We start from the raw sequence: 22,026 nt of genomic DNA on the forward strand, positions 1-22,026 counted from the left end.
GGTCGGGCAGAGGGCCGGGAAGAGACTCCAGGGAAGAGACTCGCTTCGCTCGCGGTCGGGCTCAGGGCAGGGAAGAGACTCGCTGCGCTCGCGGTCGGGCTGAGGGCGGGGAAGAGACTCCAGGGAAGAGACTCGCTTCGCTCGCAGTCGGGCTCAGGGCAGGGAAGAGACTCGCTTCGCTCGCAGTCGGGCTCAGGGCAGGGAAGAGACTCGCTTCGCTCGCGGTCGGGCTCAGGGCAGGGAAGAGACTCGCTTCGCTCGCGGTCGGGCTCAGGGCATGGAAGAGACTCGCTTCGCTCGCTGTCGGGCTTAGGGCAGGGGAGACTCACTGCGCTCGCGGTCGGGCTCGGGGCCAAGTGCGAAGGGAGGGACTCGAACCCCCACGACCTTTCGGTCACCGGCTCCTAAGACCGGCGCGTCTGCCATTCCGCCACCCTCGCGCCGCTTCATTGTACGGGAGACCCGGCAGACGAGCGTATGGGGCTGCTACGTCTCAGCCTTTTCCAGCGACAGTCTGACAGCGAAGCTCTGCCTTCTCCCTCTCCTCCGCCTCTGCCCTCTGCCCTCTGCCTCCGCCTCTGCCCTCTCCCTCTGCCTCTGGCTCTGCCTCTGCCCCTGCCTCTGCCCTCTGCCCTGCCCTCTGCCCCTGCCTCTGCCCTCTACCCTGCCCTCTGCCCCCTGCCCCTGCCTCTGCCCTCTGCCCTCTGCCCGACAGGGAGCGATGCGAAGCGAGCGACCTTCTTCTCTGCCCTGAGCCCGACAGCGAAGCCGCGCCTGCGCCCGACAGGGAGCGAGCGAAGCGAGCGACTCTCTTCCCTGCCCTTAGCCCTTTGCCCGACAGCGAGCGAAGCGAGTCACCAGCGCTGGCCCGCTTTCTGCACGACCGCAGCGTGACGAATTTCACCCGAGGCCCCAGCAGCCCATCAGGAGGACGACTCTCATGAAGCGAGTACTCACGGCAACTTGTCTCGCGGCCAGCGTCGCGGTTGGTCTCGCGGCACAATCCACCGGCACTGCCGGAACCGCGGGCGGCACCGGCACGACCGCGCAGGACCCGCAGGGCGGGGGACAGCGCGGCGGCGGTCCGCGAACGGTGACCGGCTGCCTGCGCGCCGGTGATACGGCCGGCACGTTCATGCTCACCGACGTTCAGGGGCTCGGCGGCGGCCGCCAGGGCGGCGCGGGCGCCACGGCGGGCGGCACTACCGCGGGCGGCACCACCGCGGGCGCCACCACGGCAGGCGGCACCACCGCCGGCGGCACGGGCGCGGCCGCGACGACGGGCGGCGGCCAGGGACCGGCGATGAGCATCAACCTGACGGCTGACGCCGGCGTCGATCTCAAGCCGCACGTGGGACACAAGGTCGAAGTCACCGGCACGCTCACCGGCGGCCGCCGCGGCGGCGGTGGCGGCAGCGCGACGACCGGCACCGCGACCGGCACCACCGCCGGCAGCGGAACGGCGACCGGCACCGGCACCGGCAGCACGTCCGGCACCGGCACCGCCGGCGCGACCGCGACGGGTCAGGGCGGCGGCCGCGGCATGGGTCCGCGCAGCATGACCGTGACCTCGGTGCGGATGATCTCCGAGTCCTGTTCGTAACCAGTGGCCGGTGACCGGTCACCGGTCGCCGTCAGTGACCGCGGCCGGCTCGCGCGCTCGGTGAGCCGGCCGTGTCATGTACGAGGTTCCTATGGCCCGTTCGATGTGGAAAGGCTCGCTCGCGTTCGGCCTCGTGAACATTCCCGTGGAGCTCTATAGCGCCACGCGCGATCACCGGCCGAAGTTCCGTCTGCTGCACGCCAAGGACGAAGAGCCGGTGCGCTACGAGCGGGTGTGCCAGAAGGAAGGGAAGCCCGTGGCGTGGGAGGACCTCGTCAAGGGCTACGAGTACGCCAAAGGCCAGTTCGTCGTCCTCACCAAGGACGACTTCAAGACCGCGGCGCTCGAGAAGACCAGGACGATCGACATCCTCGACTTCGTCGATCCCAGGGAAGTCGACGAGCGCTACTTCGAGACGCCGTACTACCTGCAGGCGGGCAAGGGGGCGGAGCGCGCCTACGTGCTGCTGCGCGAGGCGATTCGCGCCTCGGAGAAGATCGGCATCGCGAAGATCATCCTGCGCGACGCGCAGCATCTCGCGGCGGTCGAAGCGATCGGCGACGCGCTGGTGCTGACGATGATGCGGTTCTCGGACGAACTGGTGGATCTGAAGGAGTTCGACTTTCCGCAGAAGGCGGAACTGCGCGCCGCGGAGTTGAAGATGGCGCAGCAGCTCATCGACAACCTGGTGTCGACGTGGAAGCCGGAGAAGTACACCGACGAGTACAAGGAGAACCTGCTCCGCGTCATCAACGCCAAGGTGAAGGGCAAGCGCCCGAAGCTCATCGACGAGGATCGCACGCCGAAACAGGCGGAAGTCGTTGACCTGATGGCACGTCTGCGCGCGTCGCTCGAAGGGCGCGGAACGAAAGCGGCCGGGGCGGGATCCTCGCGGAAGACCGCCGCATCTAAAGGACGAAAACCCGCGCGCGGCAGGAAGCGCGTGGCATAGACTGATCAGCTTCCGGCTCGTCGCTTCCAGCGTTCCGCTGGCATTCGGGAGCGGCTGGCTGGAACTGGGGGCGACATGCTTTCTACGGCGATCGACACCCGGGGTGCGGTCGAGCAGTACCGCCGCAATCGCGCGCGCACCGAAACGATCTTCGATCTCATCGCGCCGGACGCGTACTACTCGCGCCCGATCGCGCTGCGCAATCCGATCGTCTTCTACGAGGGGCATCTTCCCGCCTTCAGCGTGATCGCGTTCCTGCGCCGCGGGCTCGGGCTGCCGCCCGTCGATGCGCGGCTCGAGAGGCTGTTCGAGCGCGGCATCGATCCCGACTCCGCCGAGAGCGCCGTGCCGCGCAGCGGCGCGTCCACGGTGTGGCCGTCGCGCGACGAGGTCCGCGGCTTCGCCCGCGCGTGCGACACCGCGATCCTGGCGGCGATCGACGGCATGCGCTCCACACCCGAGGCCATCGAAGGGCTCTACACCGCGCTCGAGCACGAGGCGATGCACCAGGAGACGCTGCTCTACATGTGGCATCGGCTGCCGTATGAGCTGAAACGCGGGCGATCGGGCGCCGGGGATCGGCGCGATGCCGCGGTCGTGGCTCACGCGCCGGCATCCGTGGTGATCCCGGCCGGTCCGGCGACGCTTGGCGCCGATCGCCGCGGCGTCATCTTCGGCTGGGACAACGAGTTCGATCAGCACACGGTCGCCGTCGAGGCCTTCGGCGTCGACGTGCTTCCGGTGACCAACGGGCGGTTCCTCGAGTTCATGAACGACGGGGGCTACAGCCGTCGCGACTTGTGGAGCGAGGAAGGCTGGGAGTGGATCCAGAAGGAGGGCGTGTCACATCCCGCGTTCTGGTTGCCGGCTGACCCCTCGCTCCTCGCCTCCCGCACCTCGATCCTCGATCCTCGATCCTCGACCCTCGACCAGTGGCACTGGCGCGGCATGTTCTCCCCCGTCCCGCTGCCCGCTCACGCACCTGTCTATGTCTCCCACGCCGAGGCCTCTGCCTACGCGCGATGGAAAGGGCGCCGGCTGATGACCGAGCCCGAGTGGCATCGCGCCGCGGAAGGGGCGACGCCGGGTCATGCCGACTTCGCCGGCTACGATCCCGTCCCCGCCGGCTCGTATCCGCAGACCGCCAGCCGCTGGGGCGTGCACGAGTTGATCGGCAACGGGTGGGAGTGGACCTCCACCGTGTTCGCCCCGTTCGCCGGCTTCACCGCGATGCGCTCGTATCCCGAGTACTCGGCGGACTTCTTCGATGGCCGGCATTACGTCATGAAGGGCGCCTCCCCGGCGACCGCGATCGAGCTCACCCGTCCGAGCTTCCGCAACTGGTTCCGCGGCAACTATCCGTACGTGTATGCGAAGTTCCGCACGGTGGATCGGCAACCGGGATCGGGCACCGGGCAACGGGGATCGGGGGCCGGAGAACGGTAATGCGCACACCTGGCCCTCCGCACCTCGAACCTCGACCCTCGAACCTCGACCCTCGAACCTCGCGCCTCGAATCCGGCTTCGCCGCCGACGTCCGCCGCGATCTGGCCCTCGCGCCCAAGCAGCTCCAATCGAAGTACCTTTACGACGCGCTCGGCTCGTCGCTCTTCGAGGCGATCTGCCGGCTGCCGTGGTATCGCATCACCCGGGCGGAGCAGGCGCTGCTCGAACGGCACGCGCCGGAGGTCGTCCGCCGCATCGCGCACGATCCGCGGGCGGTGCCGCTCATCGTCGAGCTGGGCTGCGGCAGCGGCGAGAAGATCGTCATCCTCGCCGAGGCGCTGCAGCGATCCGGCCGCCACGGCCGCGTGCACCTGATCGACATCTCGCGTCAGGCGCTGGAGCAGTCCGAGCGCACGCTCGGCCGCCTGCACCACATCTCCGTCGTCGGCCACCGTGAGACCTACGAAGTGGGCCTGCGCCGCGCCGCCGCGGCGCGCGAGCCCGGCAATCCGATGCTCGTGCTGCTGCTCGGGTCGAACATCGGCAACTTCGATCGACCCGCCGCGCATGATTTCCTGTCGGCGATCCGGGACGCGCTCGCCCCGGGCGACTCGCTGCTGCTCGGCGCGGATCTCGTCAAGCCGGAACGCGCGCTGCAGCTCGCCTACGACGATCCGCTCGGCGTCACCGCCGCGTTCAACAAGAACCTGCTGGTGCGGATCAATCGAGAGCTGGGCGGGACGTTCGATCTGGACGCCTTCCGGCACGTCGCGGTGTGGAACGCGGCGGAGCGGCGCGTCGAGATGCACCTGGAGAGCCTCGAGGAACAGCGGGTGCTGGTGAACGGCGAGGCCGTCGACTTCGCGCGAGGCGAGCGGATCTGGACGGAGAGCTCCTACAAGTACGCGCCGTCGGAAATCGCCGACATGGGCCGCGCCGCGGCGTTCGTCACCGCCGAGCAGTGGCTCGACGAGGACGCGGGTTTCGCCCTGACGCTGCTGCGCGCGCGCTGAAACGGCCGGCCGTTCGCGCGTCTCAGCCGCCTGTTGACGCGGGTGGGGACGGGTTGGGACGCGGTTCAGATATCGCGCGCGAACGGACCGTTCCAGCCCTTGCGGGTCAGCATCTCTTCGAGTTCGACCGACCGGCGGTTCAGCGCCGACGAATCATCGAACGTCTCCACCCGTTCCGTGCCGTCCGGCAGCGTGACGACGAGCGCGAAGCGATCGCCCTCGACCTGCTGCCGGATCTCGCACCGCATGTGTTCACCGGACCGCTCGTAGAACCAGATCACGATCCGGCTGCACCGCAAGAAGTGCGCCCGGGGGGTGCCGCGCCGTTTGCGTGCGCGGCCTCGCCGGCGCCGGCGCCCGGCGCCGCGTCTGTTCAGATCCGGCACAGCTGTCCCACGCTTTCGTTCGGCGAAAACTGAGGCCCCTGCAAACCCCTGGAGGCCTTCGCTCGTCTAAGCCTCCAGTCCGGTGCTAAGAATTTGCCTCCTCACGCTGGCACTCGCCGCAGGGCTTGACGCGGCGCCTCGGCCGAGCGCTTCGATCGCCGCCGTCCCGGTCCCCTCGGCGACGGCCATCAAACTCGACGGCGAGTTCAACGAAGCCGTCTGGGAGCGCGTGCCGGCGGTGGGCGGGTTCCGCCAGCGCGAGCCCAAGGACGGCGAGGCGGCGACGTATCCGACCGAGGTCAAGGTCGTCTACGACGCCGAGCACATCTATGTCGCGGTGCTCGCCCGCGATCCGGAACCCGCTCGCATCATCGGCCTGCGCACGCGCCGGGATTCGGACTCCCCCTCCGACTGGATTCGGGTGTTCATCGACTCGTTCTACGACCGGCGGTCGGCGTTCGAATTCGCGGTCAATCCCGCCGGCGTGAAGCGCGACGTCGCCTGGTCGAACGACAGCAGCGAGGACCCCGGGTGGGACGGCGTGTGGGACGTGTCGGTCTCGCAGTCGTCGGACGGCTGGCGCGCCGAGTTCCGCATCCCGTTCTCGCAGTTGCGCTTCCGCCGCGCGGACAACGCGACGTTCGGCTTCGCGGTGGCGCGCCAGATCGGGCGCCTCAACGAGACCGACACCTGGCCGCTGCTCTCGAAATCGGCCAGCGGCGTCGTCTCCTCGTTCGGCGATCTCACCGGCCTGCAGCTGACTCAGTCACCCAAGCGCCTCGAGGTGATGCCGTACGTGGTCGGACAGGTGAACACGCAGCCGCGCGAGCCCGGCAATCCCCTGGTGTCGGCGCGCGAGCCGAAGGGGGCGATTGGCGCCGATCTCAAGTATGCCGTGCGCCCCGGATTGACGCTGACGGCGACGGTGAATCCGGACTTCGGCCAGGTCGAGGCGGATCCGGCGGTGGTGAATCTCAGCGGGTTCGAGACGTTCTTCTCGGAACGGCGCCCCTTCTTCGTCGAAGGGAGCGGCATGTTCACGTTCAATCTCGACTGCAACGACGGCAACTGCAGCGGGCTGTTCTACCCGCGGCGAATCGGCCGATCGCCGCGCGGCTATCCCGCGCTCGTCGAAGGACAGTACGCGCGCGTGCCGCAGCAGAGCAGCATCGTGGGCGCGGCCAAGCTCACGGGGCGGCTGGGGCGCTTTTCGTTCGGCGCCCTCAATGCCGTCACCGCAGACGAGGAAGCGACGATCGCGCACGGTTCGCTGCGCACGCGGCAGTCGGTCGAACCGCTCTCCAACTTCACCGTCGTCCGCAGCCGCCGCGAGTTCGCCAACCAGTCGACGATCGGGTTCATGGTCACCGCGACGACGAGGCGGTTGAGCACGTTCACGGATTTCCTGCCGGAGAACGCGTTCACCGGCGGGCTCGACTGGGATCTCCGCCTCAAGAAGCGCTACGCGCTCCAGGGCTACTGGGCCGGCAGCTCGGTCAGCGGCAGCGAAGACGCGATCGCGCAGCTGCAGACGAGCACGGTGCACAGTTTCCAGCGTCCGGACGCCGATCACGTGGAGCTGGACGCGGCGCGAACCTCGCTGCGCGGCGGCGGCGGACAGATCGCGTTCAGCAAGATCGCCGGTTCGAAGGTCCGTTTCAATTCCAACTACAGCTTCAAGACGCCCGGCTTCGACATCAACGACCTGGGATTCATGCGCCGCGCCGACACGCGCTCGATGAGCAACTGGCTGCAGTGGCGCAACGATCGCCCCACGAAGTACACGCGCACCTTCCGGTTCAACGTGAACCAGTGGGCGACGTGGAACTTCGCCGGCGAGCGGCTGAATCTCGGCTACAACGTCAACGCGCACGCGTCGTTCCACAACCAGTGGAGCACCGGGATGGGGCTCAACGCCAATCCCGCGAACTTCGACGACCGCGCCACGCGCGGGGTCGGCCCTGGCGCGCTGGGCATGCCCGGCTGGAGCTACTGGAGCTATCTCAGTTCGGACAGCCGCAAGCCGATCGGCTTCGACGTGTTCTTCAACGTCGGCGGCGATCGCTCCGGGTCGAAGTACAGCGGCATCGACACCAACGTGACGATCCGTCCGACGTCGTATCTCTCGATCAGCGGCGGTCCGGGCTGGAACTTCAACCTGCAGGATGCGCAGTGGGTGGAGAACGCCGCGGACGGCCGCTACGTCTTCGGCCGTCTCGATCAGACGACCGTGTCGTGGACGACGCGCGTGAACTACACCATCACGCCGGATCTCAGCGTGCAGATCTATGCGGCGCCGTTCGTCTCGGCGGGCGAGTACGATCGCTTCAAGCGCCTGGTCGACGGCCGCGCCGCGCGCTACGACGATCGCTACGCGGCGATCGACTACGAGGGCAATCCCGATTTCAACTACCGCTCGTTCCGCACCACGAACGTGCTGCGCTGGGAGTACAAGCCCGGCTCGGCGCTCTTCGTGGTCTGGCAGCAGGGGCGCGAAGCGGTGCTCGACAGCGGCCGCTTCGACTTCGCCCGCGATTTCGGCGGCGCCTTCACCGCGCCGGCGCGCAACGTCTTCCTGGTGAAGTGGAGCTACTGGATCAACCGCTGATCTCGAAGCTCCTTCACCTTCGCCCCTTCGCCCCTTCGCCCTTCGCCCCTTCGCCCTTCGATTCCTTCGCCCTTCGACCTTCGATTCCTTCGAGGTGGAGACGTGTGCTCCTTCGTCCCCCTTCGTCAACCTTCGATACTTCGATTAAAACGACAGCAGCACGTCACACGACGTCATATCTCTCCGCCGCCCGATCGATCTCCCCCTTGATCTGCTCGGCCAGCGAACGCGGCGCGACCACCCGCGCCAGCGGACCGAACGACAGGATCCAGCTGCGCAGCGCCCAGTCGTTGCACACGTCGAGCGACAGCACCACGCCGCCGTCCTTGCGATCCGACGTCGCCTGCGACGGATGCCACCGGCGCTCGCGGATGTAAGGGGCGATGCGCGGCTCGAAGGCGATCTCGATGTGTTCGGGCGGTCCCTCGTTGATGCCCAGCGAGTGGGCGAACGCCGCGTCGGGGATCTCGGCCGGCGTGAAGCGCTCCTCGTGGAGCGAGATGGCGCGGATCCGCTCCACGGCGAACGTCCGCAGATCCTTGTATTCCGGCACGAACGCCAGCAGATAGAGCCCGCCGGGGGAGTAGATCAGCCGGTACGGCTCGATGACGTACGCCTTCTCGCGGCCGCTCGACATCGAGAAGTAGGTCATGGTCGCGCGGCGATGATTGAGCGTCGCATCGAGCAGCCGCGCGATGTGCTCCCGTTCCGCCTTCGCCGCGCCGGGCTGCGACGCCCGCGGCGGCGCGCCCTTGGCCTGAAACACCAGCGGCAGGCGGTCGAGGAACTGGCGCATCCCCGGCGTCAGCGCGCCGGCGAGCTTGTCGAACGCCGCGGCCACATCCTGCTGGAACGGGGTGGCGGCAAGACACTCGACCAGCGTCCGGCTGAAGTACAGGGCACTCAGCTCCGCGAGGGTGAACCCGGTGTCGTCGAGGCGTCGGAAGGCCTTCGCTTCCAGCAGCCAGTAGCGCTTGCCGTCGATGACCTCGTCGAACAGCGGGAACCCCGAGGCCTGCAGCGCCTCGAGATCGCGGCGGATCGTCCGCGTCGTCACCCCCGTGCGGGCCGCGAGGTCGTCGATGGTGAGCCGGCGCGAGGCTTCGAGATCCCGCAGGATCGACCACTGCCGGATGACTTCCGCGTTACGCGGCATGTTCACCCGAGGGGCTGGCGCGGTTCACTCGCTGCCGGTGGTTCGCGCTCACGATGTCACCGTCTGATAGCCCGAGGCCGCGATGCGGGCCTCGAGCGCCCGGCGCCGCCGTCCGTGCCAGGCGCCCCAGAGGAAGTGTCCCGGTCCCATCAGACAGAGCGATGCGGGGGAGAGCGGCGCCCAGGCGAGCGGCGCGAGCGCCGCGATCGACAGCGCGACGAATCCGACCAGCGTGCTGACCACCATGTGCCCGGCGAGCGACATCAGATCGAACACGTCCAGCTCGGTCAGCTCGAGGTCGCGCCGCCGCGCATAGGCGCGCGCGTAGAGCAGCACGAACATCAGCATCATGAGAATGAAGCCGATGGCGTAGACCACCGACGCGTTCGCGAGCTGGAACAGCGCCATGGGCTCGGGCGGGTGCGCGCGCGGCACGAACCGCGCGAACATCGAGTCGAACATGAACTTCAACGGGTAGACGTAGAAGAGCACGACGAACAGCAGCGCCGCGTTGATCAGGATGGTGACGTTGTCCTGCAGCCCGTAGCGGCGGAAGAACGCGTTGTGCTCGTGCCAGATCCACACCAGCAGCGCGAAGCAGCAGGCGAAGGCGGGAAACCCCGCCATCACGTCCATCAGCTCGGCGTAGCTGCGCGGCACCTCGAGGGAGACGACCAGCAGCGTCAGCGCGAACCCGAACACCGCGTCGCTGAACGCCTCCAGACGCGTGATCTCATGCCGCGGCATCGCGCTGATAGTAGATCATCGCGATACCACCGCCGTTCCGGCCGCCGTCGACGTGTTGCCGGCGCCGTCCGTGCAGGTGATCGTGATGGTGTAGACCCGTCCCGTCCCGGTGCCGGATCGCTCGGCGCGCAGCTGGACGCGGTGCGCGTCGAGCACCAGCCAGTCGACGCTGGTATTGCCGTCGCCGGTCGTGTTCGGGGCTTCGTTGCTGGACACGCGCAGCGAGCACGCCGGCGCGCCGCTGAAGTCGGCGGCGGTGTAGCCCACGGTCACGTCCACCATGCGGTGGCTCGGCACGCCGAGATCGTCCGGGGTCGTGGTCACCGCGGCAATCGCCGGCGCCGTGGTGTCGACGACGCGGAGCGACGATTGAGCGGCGGCGTCGGCGAAGTTCTGGCTGCCGGCAAAGCTGAACGCGACCGTGTAGGGCGTGGACGACGCGGCGAGCGCGCCGGTGGGCACCGCGGCGGTGAAGCGGCCGTCGGCGGCGATCGACGCCTGCGCCGTGGCGCCTCCCACGGTGACTGCCACGGCGCCGGCCGGAATCAGCGCTCCGGCCGACAGCGTGCCGCTGATGTTCACCGACGCCGTGCCGGCCTCCACGGTCGGCGCGTCGAGGGCGCTGAACGCAGGTGCCGCCCTGGCGATGGTGATCGTCAAGGTGGCGTCAGGCGCCGGCTCGTAGAGCGCGCTGCCTGCCTGCGACGCGGTGATCGTGCAGGTCCCGCCCGAGACGATGGTCGCGAGCACGCTGCCGTTCGAGCCCTGCCCGGTGCAGGCGCCGCCGGCGGTGAGGCTCACCGGATTGCCGGACGCGCCGCCGGCGGCCGTGATGGCGAAAGGCTGATCGCCGTAGGTCGGCGACGGCACCGGCGTGCCGAATGCAATCGTCTGCGTGCCCTTGACCAGCGGCGGATTGTCGCCGTTGATGCCGGCCTCGACGCAGCGCTGAATCGGCTCCGGCAGGTTCGAGAACAGGTCGTAGCCCGTCAGCGCCTCGACGGCATCGACGGTCGTCAGATAGTTTTCCCAGAGATCGTTCCTGATGCCCTGCGTGTTCGGCATGATCACGGCGATCGTCCGCGACGAGCAGCTCACGCGCGCGGCGTCGTCGCCGCCATCCTTGGGCAGCACCAGCGCCGCCTTCCACGTGTACGCCGGCACCGTGACGTGTCCGTTCGCCACCGTCGCGGTGACGCCGCCGTTGCTGCCGGAACCGCCCACCCCCGCGCCGCCGGCGACGACATACAACTCGTCCCCGGGGAGCAGCGTGCGCAAGTAGTTCTCGAGCGCCGCCCACGGGCCCTGGTTGTTGTCCGGCGCCTGCGCCAGCATGTTGGTCATCAGGAACGTGGCCTGGTTGATCGGGATCGAGGTTTCCCTGTCGCGGTCCGCATTCGGCACCATGTGCCCGCGATCGAATCCCGTGTCCGAGAAGTCGAACGACTGCACGCGGTACCAGTCGGGTGGCACCGCCGGATCGGCCCGGAAGCTGTCCACCCGCGTGAGGCTGCCGACCCACTCGTCCGAGAGATGCCAGCTGACCCAGTTCGGGCGGCCGAGATCGCGGTTGTACGCCAGCGCGAACTCCGGCTTCTCCATCAGGTAATCATCCGGCTGCCCGACGCTCGCAATCGCCCCGCTCGGATTCCCCATCGTCAGATGCACGCTCGGCGGATACGGCGGCGCGGTGCCGGCCGCGACCGTGAAGGTCCAGACGTAATTCGCCGGCAGCGTGTCCGTGTCGGGCGCGCTGTCGTCCAGATCCCGATCGGCGACCTGATCCTTGAAGATCGTCACGGTGCACTGCTCGCCCGGCAGGAACGGGCTATTCGGCGTGATGTAGTGGGCCTGCCCGCCGCCGGCGAACGTCGCGCTGTTGTGCGGGCCGCTGCCCGCGCACGTGATGTCGTACCACGCGCCCGCGACGTCGACGGCTTCCGTGAACATGACCTGGATGGTCGCGTCGCGCGCCGCGTTGATCCGGTTCGATCCCGGATCGGTGCCCAGCACCATCGGCCCGAGTTCGACGATGGGCGCCGTGCGGCGCGGCGCGGCGGCGCCGGCGACGAAGTCGCTGCCGTTGCGATCGGTATCGATGCTGCCGTTGCCGAGGCGCAGGATCGCATTCGTCGCGCTCGGCGACGGCGCGGTCGTCGTCCCTTCACGGCAATCGGCGGATCCATAGCCGACGAAGTCCATCACGCTGGGATCGCCCGTCGGGCAGTTGCCGGTGAGGGGGGTGAAGCTGTTGACCAGCGCGAGCTTGCCGTTGGCCGCGCTGAGATTGATCTGTCCCTGGATGTTCGCCGGCGGCAGCGCCGCCCCCTCCGCCCCGTTCGAGCCGAGCGCAACCAGGTAATACTCGCCCGGCGCGATCGTCCCGCCGAGCGGCTGCCGCGTGAAGTCCCACCCGCTGCCGGTCGCCGAGGCGTACTGCAGCGACCATCCGCGAATGTCCACGGGCGCGGCGCCGCGGTTGTACAGCTCGACGAAGTCGTTCTGCAGCGCCGCCCCTGGATTGCCGCCGCCGCCGTAGATCTGGCTGATCACGATGACGCTGTTGCTGGGCGGAGGCGGAGGCACGCAGTTGTTCGCGCCGCCGGGCGTCGGCGCCCCCTGGGCGTACGGGGACGTGTTGCGCGCGCCGCCCGCGCCGTTGGGGCAGCGCTGATTCGACTGCGTCGCGCCGCTGCCCCCGCCGTTCTCGTTGGCGGGGACTTGTCCGGCGTTCAGCAGCACCAGCAGTCCCGGTTCATCGGCGTCGTCCGTGTCGTAGACGATGGCGTCGCGGAGGTTGGCGGCGGTCACCAGGGTGCCGTTCGGAAAATCCGACGCGTTCCCGGCGTAGAGCGCGACCGCATCCTCGCCGTTCTGCAGCAGGCCGGAGGCGCCGGGGTTGAACACGAGATCGACGCCCGGCACCGCAGGATTGCCGATCGTGAAGTAGCCATTCGCGTCCGTCGAGTAGCCGTCCAGATCGAAGGCCGCGTACGAGGCGCCGCCGTTGCCGTTGAAGAAGACCAGCACGAGGCCGTCGAGGGAGGTACTGCCGGCGCCGCCGTCGTACAGCTCGACGAACTCCGCGGTATCCGTGCCCGGCGTGTCGGAATCCACCTCGTTGATGAGCACGTTCGTCGCCGCCGGCGGCGGCGGATTCGCGGTGGTGAACGATGCGACGAAGTCGGCGTCCATCTGATCGGGGGGATCGTCGGCGTCCGCGTCGGAGATGCCCGACGCCGCGACGGTGACGGTACACGTGGACGTGTACGGCAGCGGCGACGCGGGCGTCAGGGTGAAGCTGCTCGCCGGCGACGTACCCATGGCGAGCGTTTGCGGCGCCCCGTCACATGCGAGCGCGAACGCGCCCGCGGCGGCGCTGACGCTCTCGCTGAACGTGACGGCAATCGTCGAGCCCGCCGGGACGTTGACGGCGCCGTTCGCGGGCGCAATCGCCGTGACGGCCGGCGCGGTATCGGGCGGCGGCGTGTCGTCGACGATCCCCGTGATGTTGATGTCGTCGATCGCAAGCGCCTGCGCGTTGCTCGTCGTCGTGCCGCTGGCCACCGAGTAGTTCCACGCGAGATAGAAGGTGCCGCCGGCGGGAATCGCGGCGCTGAGCGCCTTGTTGACGCCGACCGTGACCCCGGGCGCCGAGGCGTAGCCGGCATTCGCCGCGTCCGCCGGGAACGCGGTCGTGAAGTCAGAGCCGGCGGAGGTCCAGGACGCGCCGTCGTTCGAGTAATACAACTGGATGCGGAACCCGGCCGCATTGGTCCCGCCGCGGTACTTCTCGACGTTGTACGAGATCTGCAGGCCGCTCAGCGCGGTCGGCGTGGTGTTGGCGAGCTGCGCGTACAGGTTGCCGCTCTGGGTCGCGGTGCCCGACGAGAGGAATCCGACGGCGCGATCGTTCGCGTTCGCCGTCGCGCCGAAGTTGTAGGCGCCGTTTGCCGCCGTGCTCGACAGATTCGTCCCGCCGGCCTGGGTGGTGCTGCCCAGCGCCGCCGCGTAGGTGCCGACCGTGCGGACCGTCGCCGGGCGATCCAGCCGGAAGTCCGACGGCAGGGCGGCCGTCGCGGAGGTGCCGAGTGTGTCGAACGCCTGCCCGTACGGCGCGTCGGTCGGGATCGAGATCGCGGCGGACAGGACCGCCGCGAGAGCGGAGAAGAGCGCACACGCGGCAAGCGCGCGGACGGATAGGGAGCGCATGAAGACCCAGCCTCTGAGTTTTGAAGATGAAGGGACCGGCCCGGTGCGCCGGTCAGGCGGGAAATTGTGCGTCGGCTCGTGCAGTTCCGTCAACCGCCCGTACGCAGAATCTGCCGCGGCGGCGTACGGCTTGGCGGTTTCTGCCGGGGTTGACGCGACGGACCGGAAACACGCCAGCCACCGCGGGACCTCCTCTGTCACGACCCGCCGCTACAGTCGCCGACAGGAGGCGGCCATGGTGCGGACGCGGACGGCGCTGGCGGCGAAACTGGATTCTGGCGACACGAGGGTACAGGCGAGCCGCAGGGGGCTCACGCTGGTCAGCGGAAGGCTGGATACCCGCGGACCGGAGAAGTACCGGCTGCTGGAGTTGAAACGCCGGCGGGCGCAGATTCGCGCCCGCCGGCTGCTTGAACTGCTGAGTTAGGCCGCGGTCGGGGTTTTCTTGAGTTCGAGCTTACGGACGACGATCCGGGCGGGCCGCCTGTGGTCGCACTCGTGCCACCAGAGCCCTTCCCGGATCCACCAGCCGTTTTCACCCTGATCATCGAACAACGATCCGCAGCGTGCGCAGACGTCGTAATCAAGTTTCGGCATGTTCAGTACCCGCTTATGAGCTGTAAGACGCCCGAGATGGCGCCAGCGTTTCACCTGTGTATACAGGAAACCGCCAGGCTCGGCCGAACGCGGGAAACTGCTGAGGAGAAAAGGCTTACTCGGCGTAAGGACCGGGTTCGATGGCGCGCACGGTGCGGTCCGCGGCGAGCCGCTCGACGCTCTGCAGCGGCAGCAGCCCGACGATCGAATCGTAGGTCTGCGACTTCGACAGCACGATACCGCCGAGCGCCTTGAATTTCTTCTCCAGCTCGGGGCGGACGTGCGCGCGGACGTCGATCAGCGCGCGGCCGTGGCGATCCACCTCGACGCGGGCGGCCCAGGCCGGGGTGGCCTTGCCTTTCGCATCGCCGCGGCGGTGGTAGATGGCGGCGAGGACGCGCGGATTGATCTTCTGCTGCGCCATGGTCCGCAGGTCGCGGGCCTTGCGTTCGACCGAATCGGCCCGCTGTGCCCGGACCGCCGGCATGACGATGGTGGCCAGCAGCACCAGGCAGAACAGCGCGAAAGTAAGCGACCGGACGGTTCGCACGTCAGCAGACCTCTGAAAAGGAACCGAGATGGTAGCACAGCCTCGATTTCGGGCTAGACTGGCGGTCCCGGCGTGCTCCTCTTACTCATCCTGCTCCAGGTTTCCGCCCCTTCCTGCACCGACACCGCCGACTGCCGCCGCCTGGCGCTCGAAGCTGCGTCACGGGGGGAGGCCGAGACGTTCCACGACCTCGCCTGGCGCGCCGTGCAGAAAGGCAAGCGCAACGATCCCGAGCTGATGCTGATCCTGGCGCGGGCGCAGTCCCTCAGCGGGCGGCCCGGGGACGCGCTCGTGATGCTGACCCGGATTACGGACCTGGGCGTCATTCCGGACGTTCTCACCGACCCGGACTTCGCGCGGGTCCGCGCCCTCCCGGGTTGGTCCGGGCTCGAAGCCAGGCTCACCGGCAAGCCGCCGGCGGCAGCGCCTGCCCCGCCCCCTTCCGCATCGCCGGCGGCGGCAGCGGCTCCGCCAACGCCCCGGTCCGCGCCGCCGGAGCCGTCCGGGCCGGCGCCGAAGCCGGGGAATGCCGCTGCGCCCTCCGCGCCCGCGACGGCACCGGCGGAGCCGGGCCTGGCGTTCGCGGCGCCCGGCGTCGACGTGACCGGCCTCGCGCACGATTCGGTCTCACGCCGCTTCGTGCTCGGCGATGGCACCGGCCCACGGCTGATGATCGTCGACGAAGCGTCACGCAACGTCGTCCCTTACGTCCGCGGGGCGTCGGCGGGATTCTTCGATCAGCTCGCCGGCTTCACGATCGATGCGCGCCGCGGCGACCTGTGGGTCGCGAGCACGAAAGGGGATGACGCGCTCGCCGAGTCGATCCTGCACAAGCTGCAGCTCGTCTCGGGGCGGACGCTGCAGGAGGTGCGTCCGGCCAGAGACGCAGGGCCGGTGAAGCTCGCCGCCGTCGCCGTCGCGGGGGATGGGACGGTGTATGCGGTTGACGAACGCTCGAGCGGTGCGCGTGTCTTCCGTCTGCGACCGGGGGCACGAACGCTCGAGCCCCTGATGAATCTGGAGCTGAAGCGGCCGGCGGGTCAGCGTCCCGCGATCGCCGCGGCAGACGACGGCGCGCTGTTCGTCTCGGACGCGGCCGGCCTGATCCGCGTCGATCCGGCGGCCCGCACCGCGGCGCGGGTGAAGAGCGCGGAGGATCTGGGCGGCTTCGAGTCGCTCGCGTGGCGCGACGGCGCCCTGCTCGGGATCGAACGCGTGGCCGCCAGTTATCTGGTCGTGCGCGTGAGGCTCGACGGCTCGGGCACGCGCGCGCGGCCGCGGCAAATCCTCGCGGCGTCTCCGACTCCTGCGGTGGGCACGCTCGCCGGTGACGGCTTCTACTACGTCGCCGAGGATCAGATCATCCGGCGCGTGATCGTGCGTTAGCGGCGCGGCGGACGAGGACGGCGCGCGGGTAGAGCAGCTCGAACCCGGCGCGCTGCACGTTCTGCTGCGACTTCGACGCCGGATCCGTGGTGACGACCGCGAGATCGCAGCCGCGCGAGGCGGCGTCGACGAGCCGGGCGCGAAGGAGCGCCGACTGCACGCCGCGCCGGCGGTGCGCCGGCAGCGTGGCGGCCCCGGAGAGCTGCGCGAGACCGTCCGAGATCCGCACCGAGCCTCCACCGGCCACTTCGCCGTCGCGCCGCGCGAGGTAGAGCGCGTTACTCCGCGACCGCACCAGGCCCTCGTAGACGCCCATCAGGATCTCGCGCGAGAAGGATTCGGTGGGCGGCGGTCCATCGTTGTGGTCCGGTTGCAGGAAACCGTCCGCGACGGTCTCGATCCACACCTTGATCTCGTCGTCTTCAGCCCGCGAGATCGCGATGCCCGCGGTGATGTCCTGCTTCATCCGCTGCGACATCTCGTCGACGATTGCCGGGGTCAGCGCGAGGCCGAGCACGTTCTCGTAGCCGATCAGCTCGTAGCCACGGCGCGTGAGCATGATCGCGACGGACGGATCGGCAAGCGTGGCCTGTTCGACGCGAATCTCCGCCGCGCGCGCGTCGTACTTCGCCTCCAGCGCGGCCAGCGCCGCCTCGTCGACCGGCCCCGCGAAGCCCAGGCCGACGATCTTGTTGAACGGCTCGCCGGGGCCGCCGTACACCGCCGTGGTGCCGCCGATCGGCTCGATCATCACGTCCTTGCCGCCGGCGCGCGCGCCGGCGGCGAACTCGGCCGCGACGGCCGCTTCGGCTCTCTCGATCCGCGCCGCGAGCGTGCTGGTGGCGAAAAGCATGAGTGAATCTTATCTGCGGCGCGGGCACCGCCGGTACGATTGGTGCGTCGTATCTGCATATGCCGACCCTGTTCACGCCGCTGCCCCTTCGCGACGTCACCCTCCGCAACCGGATCGTCGTCTCGCCGATGTGCGAGTACTCGAGCCCGAATGGTTTCGCGACGGACTGGCACGTCGTGCATCTCGGCAGCCGCGCGGTGGGAGGAGCGGGACTGGTGCTGACCGAGGCCACGGCGGTCACGGCGGACGGACGGATCAGTCCCGCGGACCTGGGCATCTATCTCGACGACCACGTCGAGCCGCTCGCGCGCATCTTCCGATTCATCGAGTCGCAGGGGGCGGTGCCCGGGATGCAGCTCGCGCACGCGGGGCGCAAGGCGAGCACGGCGGAGCCATGGAAGGGGGGCGCGCCGGTGGCCCTCGAGGATGGCGGCTGGACGCCCATCTGGGCGCCGAGCCCGCTGCCGTTCCGCGAGGGATGGCAGACGCCGCGCGCGATGACGGAGTCGGACATCGCCAACGTGGTGTCCGCCTTCGCCGCCGGCGCCCGCCGCCTGCTGGAGGCCGGCGGCAAGGTCGCCGAGATTCATGCCGCGCACGGTTACCTGCTGCACGAGTTCCTGTCGCCGCTCAGCAATCAGCGGAACGACCGCTACGGCGGATCGTTCGAAAACCGCACGCGGTTCGTGCGCGAAGTGGTGGATGCGGTGCGTGCCGTATGGCCCGAGCGGCTGCCGTTGTTCGTCCGCATTTCCGCGACGGACTGGACGGACGGAGGATGGACGATCGACGACTCGGTGGCGCTCGCGGCGCAACTGAAGGATCGCGGCGTCGATCTGATCGACTGCTCCACCGGCGGCAATGTGCCGCACGCCAGGATTCCGGTCGGGCCCGGCTATCAGGTGCCGTTCGCGGAACGCGTCCGGCGCGAGGCGGGGATCAAGACCGGCGCGGTCGGCCTGATCACCGAGCCCGAACAGGCCGAGGCGATTCTCGCCCGCGAGCAGGCCGACGTGATCATCATGGCGCGCGAGCTGCTGCGCCAGCCGTACTGGCCGCTGCACGCTGCCCGCGCGCTCGGCGCGCCGGTGCATCCGCCGGTGCAATATCAGCGCGCGTTCTGAACGCAGGCGCGCCGCCGGACGACTCCCGGTGTAATATTCAGCCACGGCTCGCGTGGCGCGGCCGTTTCCGGTGACCCGGCATGGCGGCCGCGGGGGCGGGCATGGCAACTCTCATCGAATCTTCTTCCGCACAACTCCGGCTCGACGCCGCGCGAGACTTCGTGCAGGCGCGCGCGCGCCGCGGCGACGTCTGGCTGGTCGGCGCCTCCCGCGGATCGGTGGACGATCTGGCGCGCACGATCGCGTCGGGGGCCGGGGCGACCATCGGGCTGCATCGCTTCAGCCTGACGCAGCTCGCCGCGCGGCTGGCCGCGCCGGTGCTCGCCGACCAGGAGCTCGCGCCGGTCACCTACCTCGGGTCCGAAGCCGTGGCCGCGCGCGCCACGTTCGAAGCGCAACGCGAGGGGGCGCTCGACTATTTCGCGCCGGTCGCGAGGACGCCGGGTTTCCCGCGCGCGCTGGCGCGCACGCTTCAGGAGCTGCGGCTGGCGGGCGTCGGTCCCGACCGGCTGCGGACGCTCGACCTCGGCGGCCGCGATCTCGCGGCGCTGCTCGAGCGGTTCGACCGGCAGTTCGCCGCCGCGTCCGCGACGGACCGCGCGACGCTCTTCGCGGCCGCGACCGAGGCGCTGGGCTCGGACCGTCACCCGATCGATCGTCCGGCGGCGCTCGTGCTGCTGGACGTGCCGATCGATTCCGACGTCGAGTTCGCCTTCGTCCGCGCGCTGATTGCGGGCGCCGCGTCCGCCGCCGCTCCGGGATCGACGGCGCGGACGCTGATCACGGTGCCCAGCGGCGACGTCGGCACGCTGGCGCGCCTGGCCGCGCTCGACCTCCGCCCTGAGACGCTGGAGCCGTCGGATGACAGCGACCTCGCCGCGCTGCGCCGCCATCTGTTCGAGCGGACGAATCCGGCCGCCCGCCGGCCCGCCGGTGACGTTCGCTTCTTCTCGGCGCCCGGTGAAGGGCGCGAGTGCGTCGAGATCGCGCGGCGGATCGTGCAGGAGGCGCGGAGCGGGGTGCGTTTCGACGAGATCGCCGTCTTCCTGCGCGCGCCCCAGCGCTATGTCGGGCTGCTCGAGCACGCGCTGGCGCGCGCCGGCATCCCGGGGTGGTTCGATCGCGGCACCCGCCGGCCCCATCCGGGCGGCCGCGCGTTTCTCGCCATGCTCGCGTGCGCCGGCGAGCATCTCTCCGCCCGCCGCTTCGCCGAGTATCTCTCGCTCGCACAGGTCCCGCGCCTCGACGAGCGGAAGCCGCCCGAGTTCGTGCTGCCGCTGGACGACGAGCTGACGCTCCCGGGAGCGCGCGCCGATGCGCCCGCGCCGGACGTGCCGGCCGCCGACCTCCAGCTCTCGACCGAAGACGACGCGATCGTCGACGGCAGCCTGCGGGCGCCCTGGAAATGGGAGACGCTGATCGTCGAGTCCGCGGTCATCGGCGGCGATCCGGAGCGCTGGGCGCGGCGGCTGAACGGGCTCGCGAACGAGCTGCGCCTGCAGCGCGAGGCCGAGCGCAAGGAGGATCCCGACTCGCCCCGCCTGGCGCGGATCGAGCGCGACCTCCGCAATCTCGGCCACCTGCGCGCCTTTGCGCTGCCGATCGTCACTCGTCTCGCCGCCTGGCCGGCGTCGGCCGCCTGGGGGGAGTGGCTCGATCGCTTTGCGGAGCTCGCGCCCGACGTGCTGCGCCAGCCCGAACGCGTCCTTCGCGTGCTCGAACAGCTGCGGCCGATGGCGGAGATCGGGCCGGTCTCGCTCGACGAGGCCCGCGACGTGATTGCCGATCGGCTGCAGATGCTCGACATGGATCCGCCGCGCAGCCGCTACGGCCGCGTGTTCGTCGGCAGTCCCCATCAGGCGCGCGGCCGCGCCTTCCGCGTCGTCTTCGTCGCCGGGCTGGCGGAGCGGATGTTTCCGCAGCGGCCGCACGAGGATCCGATGCTCCTCGATCGCGAGATGCGGCTCCCGCTCGACGCGGGCCTGCCGCTGCAGGAGGATCGCGCCAGGACCGAACGTCTGCTGCTGCGGCTTGCCGTCGGCGCGGCGCGCGAGCGGCTGTGGCTCTCGTATCCGCGCCTGGAGCTGGCGGAATCGCGTCCGCGGGTGCCGAGCTTCTATGCGCTCGACGTCATGCGCGCGGTCACCGGGCGGATTCCGCAGCCGCAGCAGCTGCAGGATGCCGCGGCGGCCGAAGGCGGAGCGGGGCTGGCGTGGCCGGCGCCGCCGCAGCCGGGCGACGCCATCGACGATCTCGAGCACGACCTCTCGGTGCTGCGCGAGCTGCTGCAGATCGAGCCGCGCGCCGCCGTCCGCGGCCAGGCGCATTACCTGCTGAAGCTCAACGACGCGCTGAAGCGATCGGTCGTCGCGCGCTGGTCGCGCGGCCGCTCGGCCTGGACGCCGTACGACGGCATCACCCGGGTGACCGGCATGACCAGGCCGATGCTCGAGTCACAGCGCCTCGCGGCGCGGCCGTACTCGCTCTCCGCGCTGCAGAAGTACTCCTCGTGCCCGTATCAGTTCCTGCTGTCGGCGATCTACCGGCTCGAGCCGCCGCGCGAGATCGAGCCGCTGCAGAAGCTCGACCCGCTCACCCGCGGATCGATCTTTCACGAGGCGCAGGCGACGTTCTTCCGTCAGTTGAAGCAGGACGGCCGCCTGCCGGTCACGCCCGAGCGCGTGCCGCACGCGCTCAGGACGATCGACGCGGCGCTCGCGGCGGTCGCGAGGAGATACAAGGACGAACTGGCGCCGGCCATCGAACGGGTGTGGGACGACGAGATCGCCGACATCGGACGCGACCTGCGGGTCTGGGTCCGCCGGCTCCCGGGTGAAGACGCGTGGGTTCCCACCTACTTCGAGTTCGCGTTCGGGCTCCGCGACCAGAGCGGCCGCGATCCCAACAGCGTCGACGAGCCGGTCGTCGTCGACGGCCGGTTCATCCTGCGCGGTTCCGTCGACCTCGTCGAGACGCAGGGAGACTCGCTGCGGATCACCGACCACAAGACGGGAAAGAACCGCACCACCTGGAAGACGGTGATCGGCGGCGGCGCCATTCTGCAGCCGGTGCTCTACGGCCTCGCCGTCGAGCAGGCGCTCGGCAAATCCGTGAAGGCTGGCCGTCTGTTCTATTGCACGACGGCCGGCGCCTTCACCGATCACCAGATTCCGCTGAACGAGGCCAACCGCCGGATGGGCATCGAAGCGCTCGAGATCGTCGATCGCGCGATCGAGCTGGGCTTCCTGCCCGCGGCGCCCGCCGACCGCGCCTGCACCTGGTGCGATTTCCTCCCCGTCTGCGGTCCCGACGAGCCCCGCCGGGTCCGCAACAAGGCGTCCGAAAAGCTCGGCGACCTCGAGGCTCTGCGCGAAAAGCCGTGAGCGGCGGAGT

At 69.7% G+C, this 22,026-nt stretch carries 16 protein-coding genes and 1 tRNA gene; 9 read left to right on the forward strand and 8 right to left on the reverse strand.

What is annotated here, in order from left to right; all coding sequences use genetic code 11:
- Window positions 1-357 precede the first annotated feature (357 nt).
- Window positions 358-440, reverse strand: a tRNA-Leu gene (locus VFK57_06885).
- A gap of 500 nt (window positions 441-940) precedes the next feature.
- Between VFK57_06885 and VFK57_06890 the strand changes: the two genes are divergently transcribed.
- From VFK57_06890 to egtD, 4 genes are all read left to right on the forward strand, one after another.
- Entirely contained in the window at window positions 941-1,603 is a 663-nt protein-coding gene (locus tag VFK57_06890; protein HET7695416.1) for a hypothetical protein, read from the forward strand.
- A gap of 91 nt (window positions 1,604-1,694) precedes the next feature.
- On the forward strand, window positions 1,695-2,555 hold the full coding sequence (locus tag VFK57_06895; GenBank protein ID HET7695417.1) for a Ku protein: 861 nt from the start codon (window positions 1,695-1,697) through the stop codon (window positions 2,553-2,555).
- A gap of 75 nt (window positions 2,556-2,630) precedes the next feature.
- Entirely contained in the window at window positions 2,631-4,001 is a 1,371-nt protein-coding gene (locus tag VFK57_06900; protein HET7695418.1) for an SUMF1/EgtB/PvdO family nonheme iron enzyme, read from the forward strand.
- Window positions 4,001-5,014, forward strand: a complete 1,014-nt coding sequence (egtD, locus tag VFK57_06905) for an L-histidine N(alpha)-methyltransferase (protein HET7695419.1) — start codon at window positions 4,001-4,003, stop codon at window positions 5,012-5,014. Before VFK57_06900 ends, egtD begins: the two co-directional genes overlap by 1 nt.
- Window positions 5,015-5,079: 65 nt before the next feature.
- Here egtD and VFK57_06910 read toward each other — a convergent pair whose 3' ends face one another.
- Complete coding sequence (locus tag VFK57_06910) at window positions 5,080-5,262, reverse strand: hypothetical protein (GenBank protein ID HET7695420.1); 183 nt, start codon at window positions 5,260-5,262, stop codon at window positions 5,080-5,082.
- A gap of 220 nt (window positions 5,263-5,482) precedes the next feature.
- On the opposite strand from VFK57_06910, the gene VFK57_06915 reads away from it, so the two are divergent.
- Window positions 5,483-8,008, forward strand: coding sequence for a DUF5916 domain-containing protein (locus VFK57_06915; GenBank protein ID HET7695421.1), 2,526 nt, complete (start codon window positions 5,483-5,485; stop codon window positions 8,006-8,008).
- 163 nt (window positions 8,009-8,171) lie between these two features.
- Here the strand turns inward: VFK57_06915 and VFK57_06920 are convergent, their stop codons facing one another.
- From VFK57_06920 to VFK57_06930, 3 genes are read right to left on the reverse strand one after another with little or no spacing between them, the layout of a single operon-like run.
- On the reverse strand, window positions 8,172-9,164 hold the full coding sequence (locus VFK57_06920; GenBank protein ID HET7695422.1) for a WYL domain-containing protein: 993 nt from the start codon (window positions 9,162-9,164) through the stop codon (window positions 8,172-8,174).
- Between the two features lie 48 nt (window positions 9,165-9,212).
- Window positions 9,213-9,911: a TMEM175 family protein gene (locus tag VFK57_06925; GenBank protein ID HET7695423.1), complete on the reverse strand. Its 699-nt coding sequence runs from the start codon at window positions 9,909-9,911 to the stop codon at window positions 9,213-9,215.
- A gap of 15 nt (window positions 9,912-9,926) precedes the next feature.
- A complete protein-coding gene (locus VFK57_06930) occupies window positions 9,927-14,123 on the reverse strand; it encodes a DNA/RNA non-specific endonuclease (protein HET7695424.1) in 4,197 nt (1,398 codons plus the stop codon).
- Here VFK57_06930 and VFK57_06935 point away from each other — a divergent pair.
- Window positions 14,122-14,550 (forward strand): hypothetical protein, encoded by a 429-nt coding sequence (locus VFK57_06935; GenBank protein ID HET7695425.1) that lies wholly within the window; start codon window positions 14,122-14,124, stop codon window positions 14,548-14,550. The genes VFK57_06930 and VFK57_06935 overlap by 2 nt on opposite strands.
- On the opposite strand, the gene VFK57_06940 is transcribed toward VFK57_06935, so the two are convergent.
- Together VFK57_06940 and VFK57_06945 are read right to left on the reverse strand one after the other, a co-directional pair.
- The gene (locus VFK57_06940; GenBank protein ID HET7695426.1) at window positions 14,547-14,720 is read right to left on the reverse strand and encodes a hypothetical protein; all 174 of its coding nucleotides are present in this window, start codon (window positions 14,718-14,720) and stop codon (window positions 14,547-14,549) included. The genes VFK57_06935 and VFK57_06940 overlap by 4 nt on opposite strands.
- A 115-nt stretch (window positions 14,721-14,835) precedes the next feature.
- On the reverse strand, window positions 14,836-15,270 hold the full coding sequence (locus VFK57_06945) for a hypothetical protein (protein ID HET7695427.1): 435 nt from the start codon (window positions 15,268-15,270) through the stop codon (window positions 14,836-14,838).
- A 72-nt stretch (window positions 15,271-15,342) separates the two neighbouring features.
- On the opposite strand from VFK57_06945, the gene VFK57_06950 reads away from it, so the two are divergent.
- Complete coding sequence (locus VFK57_06950) at window positions 15,343-16,656, forward strand: hypothetical protein (protein ID HET7695428.1); 1,314 nt, start codon at window positions 15,343-15,345, stop codon at window positions 16,654-16,656.
- On the opposite strand, the gene VFK57_06955 is transcribed toward VFK57_06950, so the two are convergent.
- On the reverse strand, window positions 16,631-17,509 hold the full coding sequence (locus VFK57_06955; GenBank protein ID HET7695429.1) for a GNAT family N-acetyltransferase: 879 nt from the start codon (window positions 17,507-17,509) through the stop codon (window positions 16,631-16,633). The genes VFK57_06950 and VFK57_06955 overlap by 26 nt on opposite strands.
- A gap of 59 nt (window positions 17,510-17,568) precedes the next feature.
- On the opposite strand from VFK57_06955, the gene VFK57_06960 reads away from it, so the two are divergent.
- Window positions 17,569-18,633 carry an NADH:flavin oxidoreductase/NADH oxidase gene (locus tag VFK57_06960; GenBank protein ID HET7695430.1) on the forward strand — a complete coding sequence of 355 codons (1,065 nt, stop codon included), beginning with the start codon at window positions 17,569-17,571 and terminating at the stop codon, window positions 18,631-18,633.
- Window positions 18,634-18,734: 101 nt separating this feature from the next.
- Window positions 18,735-22,016, forward strand: coding sequence for a PD-(D/E)XK nuclease family protein (locus VFK57_06965; protein HET7695431.1), 3,282 nt, complete (start codon window positions 18,735-18,737; stop codon window positions 22,014-22,016).
- The last annotated feature ends 10 nt before the right edge of the window (window positions 22,017-22,026 follow it).

It is taken from the genome of Vicinamibacterales bacterium (assembly GCA_035699745.1).
Lineage (GTDB): Bacteria > Acidobacteriota > Vicinamibacteria > Vicinamibacterales > 2-12-FULL-66-21 > JAICSD01.

Coding starts and splice junctions, on each gene's coding strand:
- egtD (HET7695419.1), top strand. CDS start 4,001: ATGCGCACACCTGGCCCTCCGCACCTCGAACCTCGACCCTCGAACCTC.
- VFK57_06965 (HET7695431.1), top strand. CDS start 18,735: ATGGCAACTCTCATCGAATCTTCTTCCGCACAACTCCGGCTCGACGCC.
- VFK57_06955 (HET7695429.1), bottom strand. CDS start 17,509: ATGCTTTTCGCCACCAGCACGCTCGCGGCGCGGATCGAGAGAGCCGAA.
- VFK57_06930 (HET7695424.1), bottom strand. CDS start 14,123: ATGCGCTCCCTATCCGTCCGCGCGCTTGCCGCGTGTGCGCTCTTCTCC.
- VFK57_06900 (HET7695418.1), top strand. CDS start 2,631: ATGCTTTCTACGGCGATCGACACCCGGGGTGCGGTCGAGCAGTACCGC.
- VFK57_06920 (HET7695422.1), bottom strand. CDS start 9,164: ATGCCGCGTAACGCGGAAGTCATCCGGCAGTGGTCGATCCTGCGGGAT.
- VFK57_06925 (HET7695423.1), bottom strand. CDS start 9,911: ATGCCGCGGCATGAGATCACGCGTCTGGAGGCGTTCAGCGACGCGGTG.
- VFK57_06895 (HET7695417.1), top strand. CDS start 1,695: ATGGCCCGTTCGATGTGGAAAGGCTCGCTCGCGTTCGGCCTCGTGAAC.
- VFK57_06940 (HET7695426.1), bottom strand. CDS start 14,720: ATGCCGAAACTTGATTACGACGTCTGCGCACGCTGCGGATCGTTGTTC.
- VFK57_06935 (HET7695425.1), top strand. CDS start 14,122: ATGAAGACCCAGCCTCTGAGTTTTGAAGATGAAGGGACCGGCCCGGTG.
- VFK57_06890 (HET7695416.1), top strand. CDS start 941: ATGAAGCGAGTACTCACGGCAACTTGTCTCGCGGCCAGCGTCGCGGTT.
- VFK57_06910 (HET7695420.1), bottom strand. CDS start 5,262: ATGCGGTGCGAGATCCGGCAGCAGGTCGAGGGCGATCGCTTCGCGCTC.
- VFK57_06960 (HET7695430.1), top strand. CDS start 17,569: ATGCCGACCCTGTTCACGCCGCTGCCCCTTCGCGACGTCACCCTCCGC.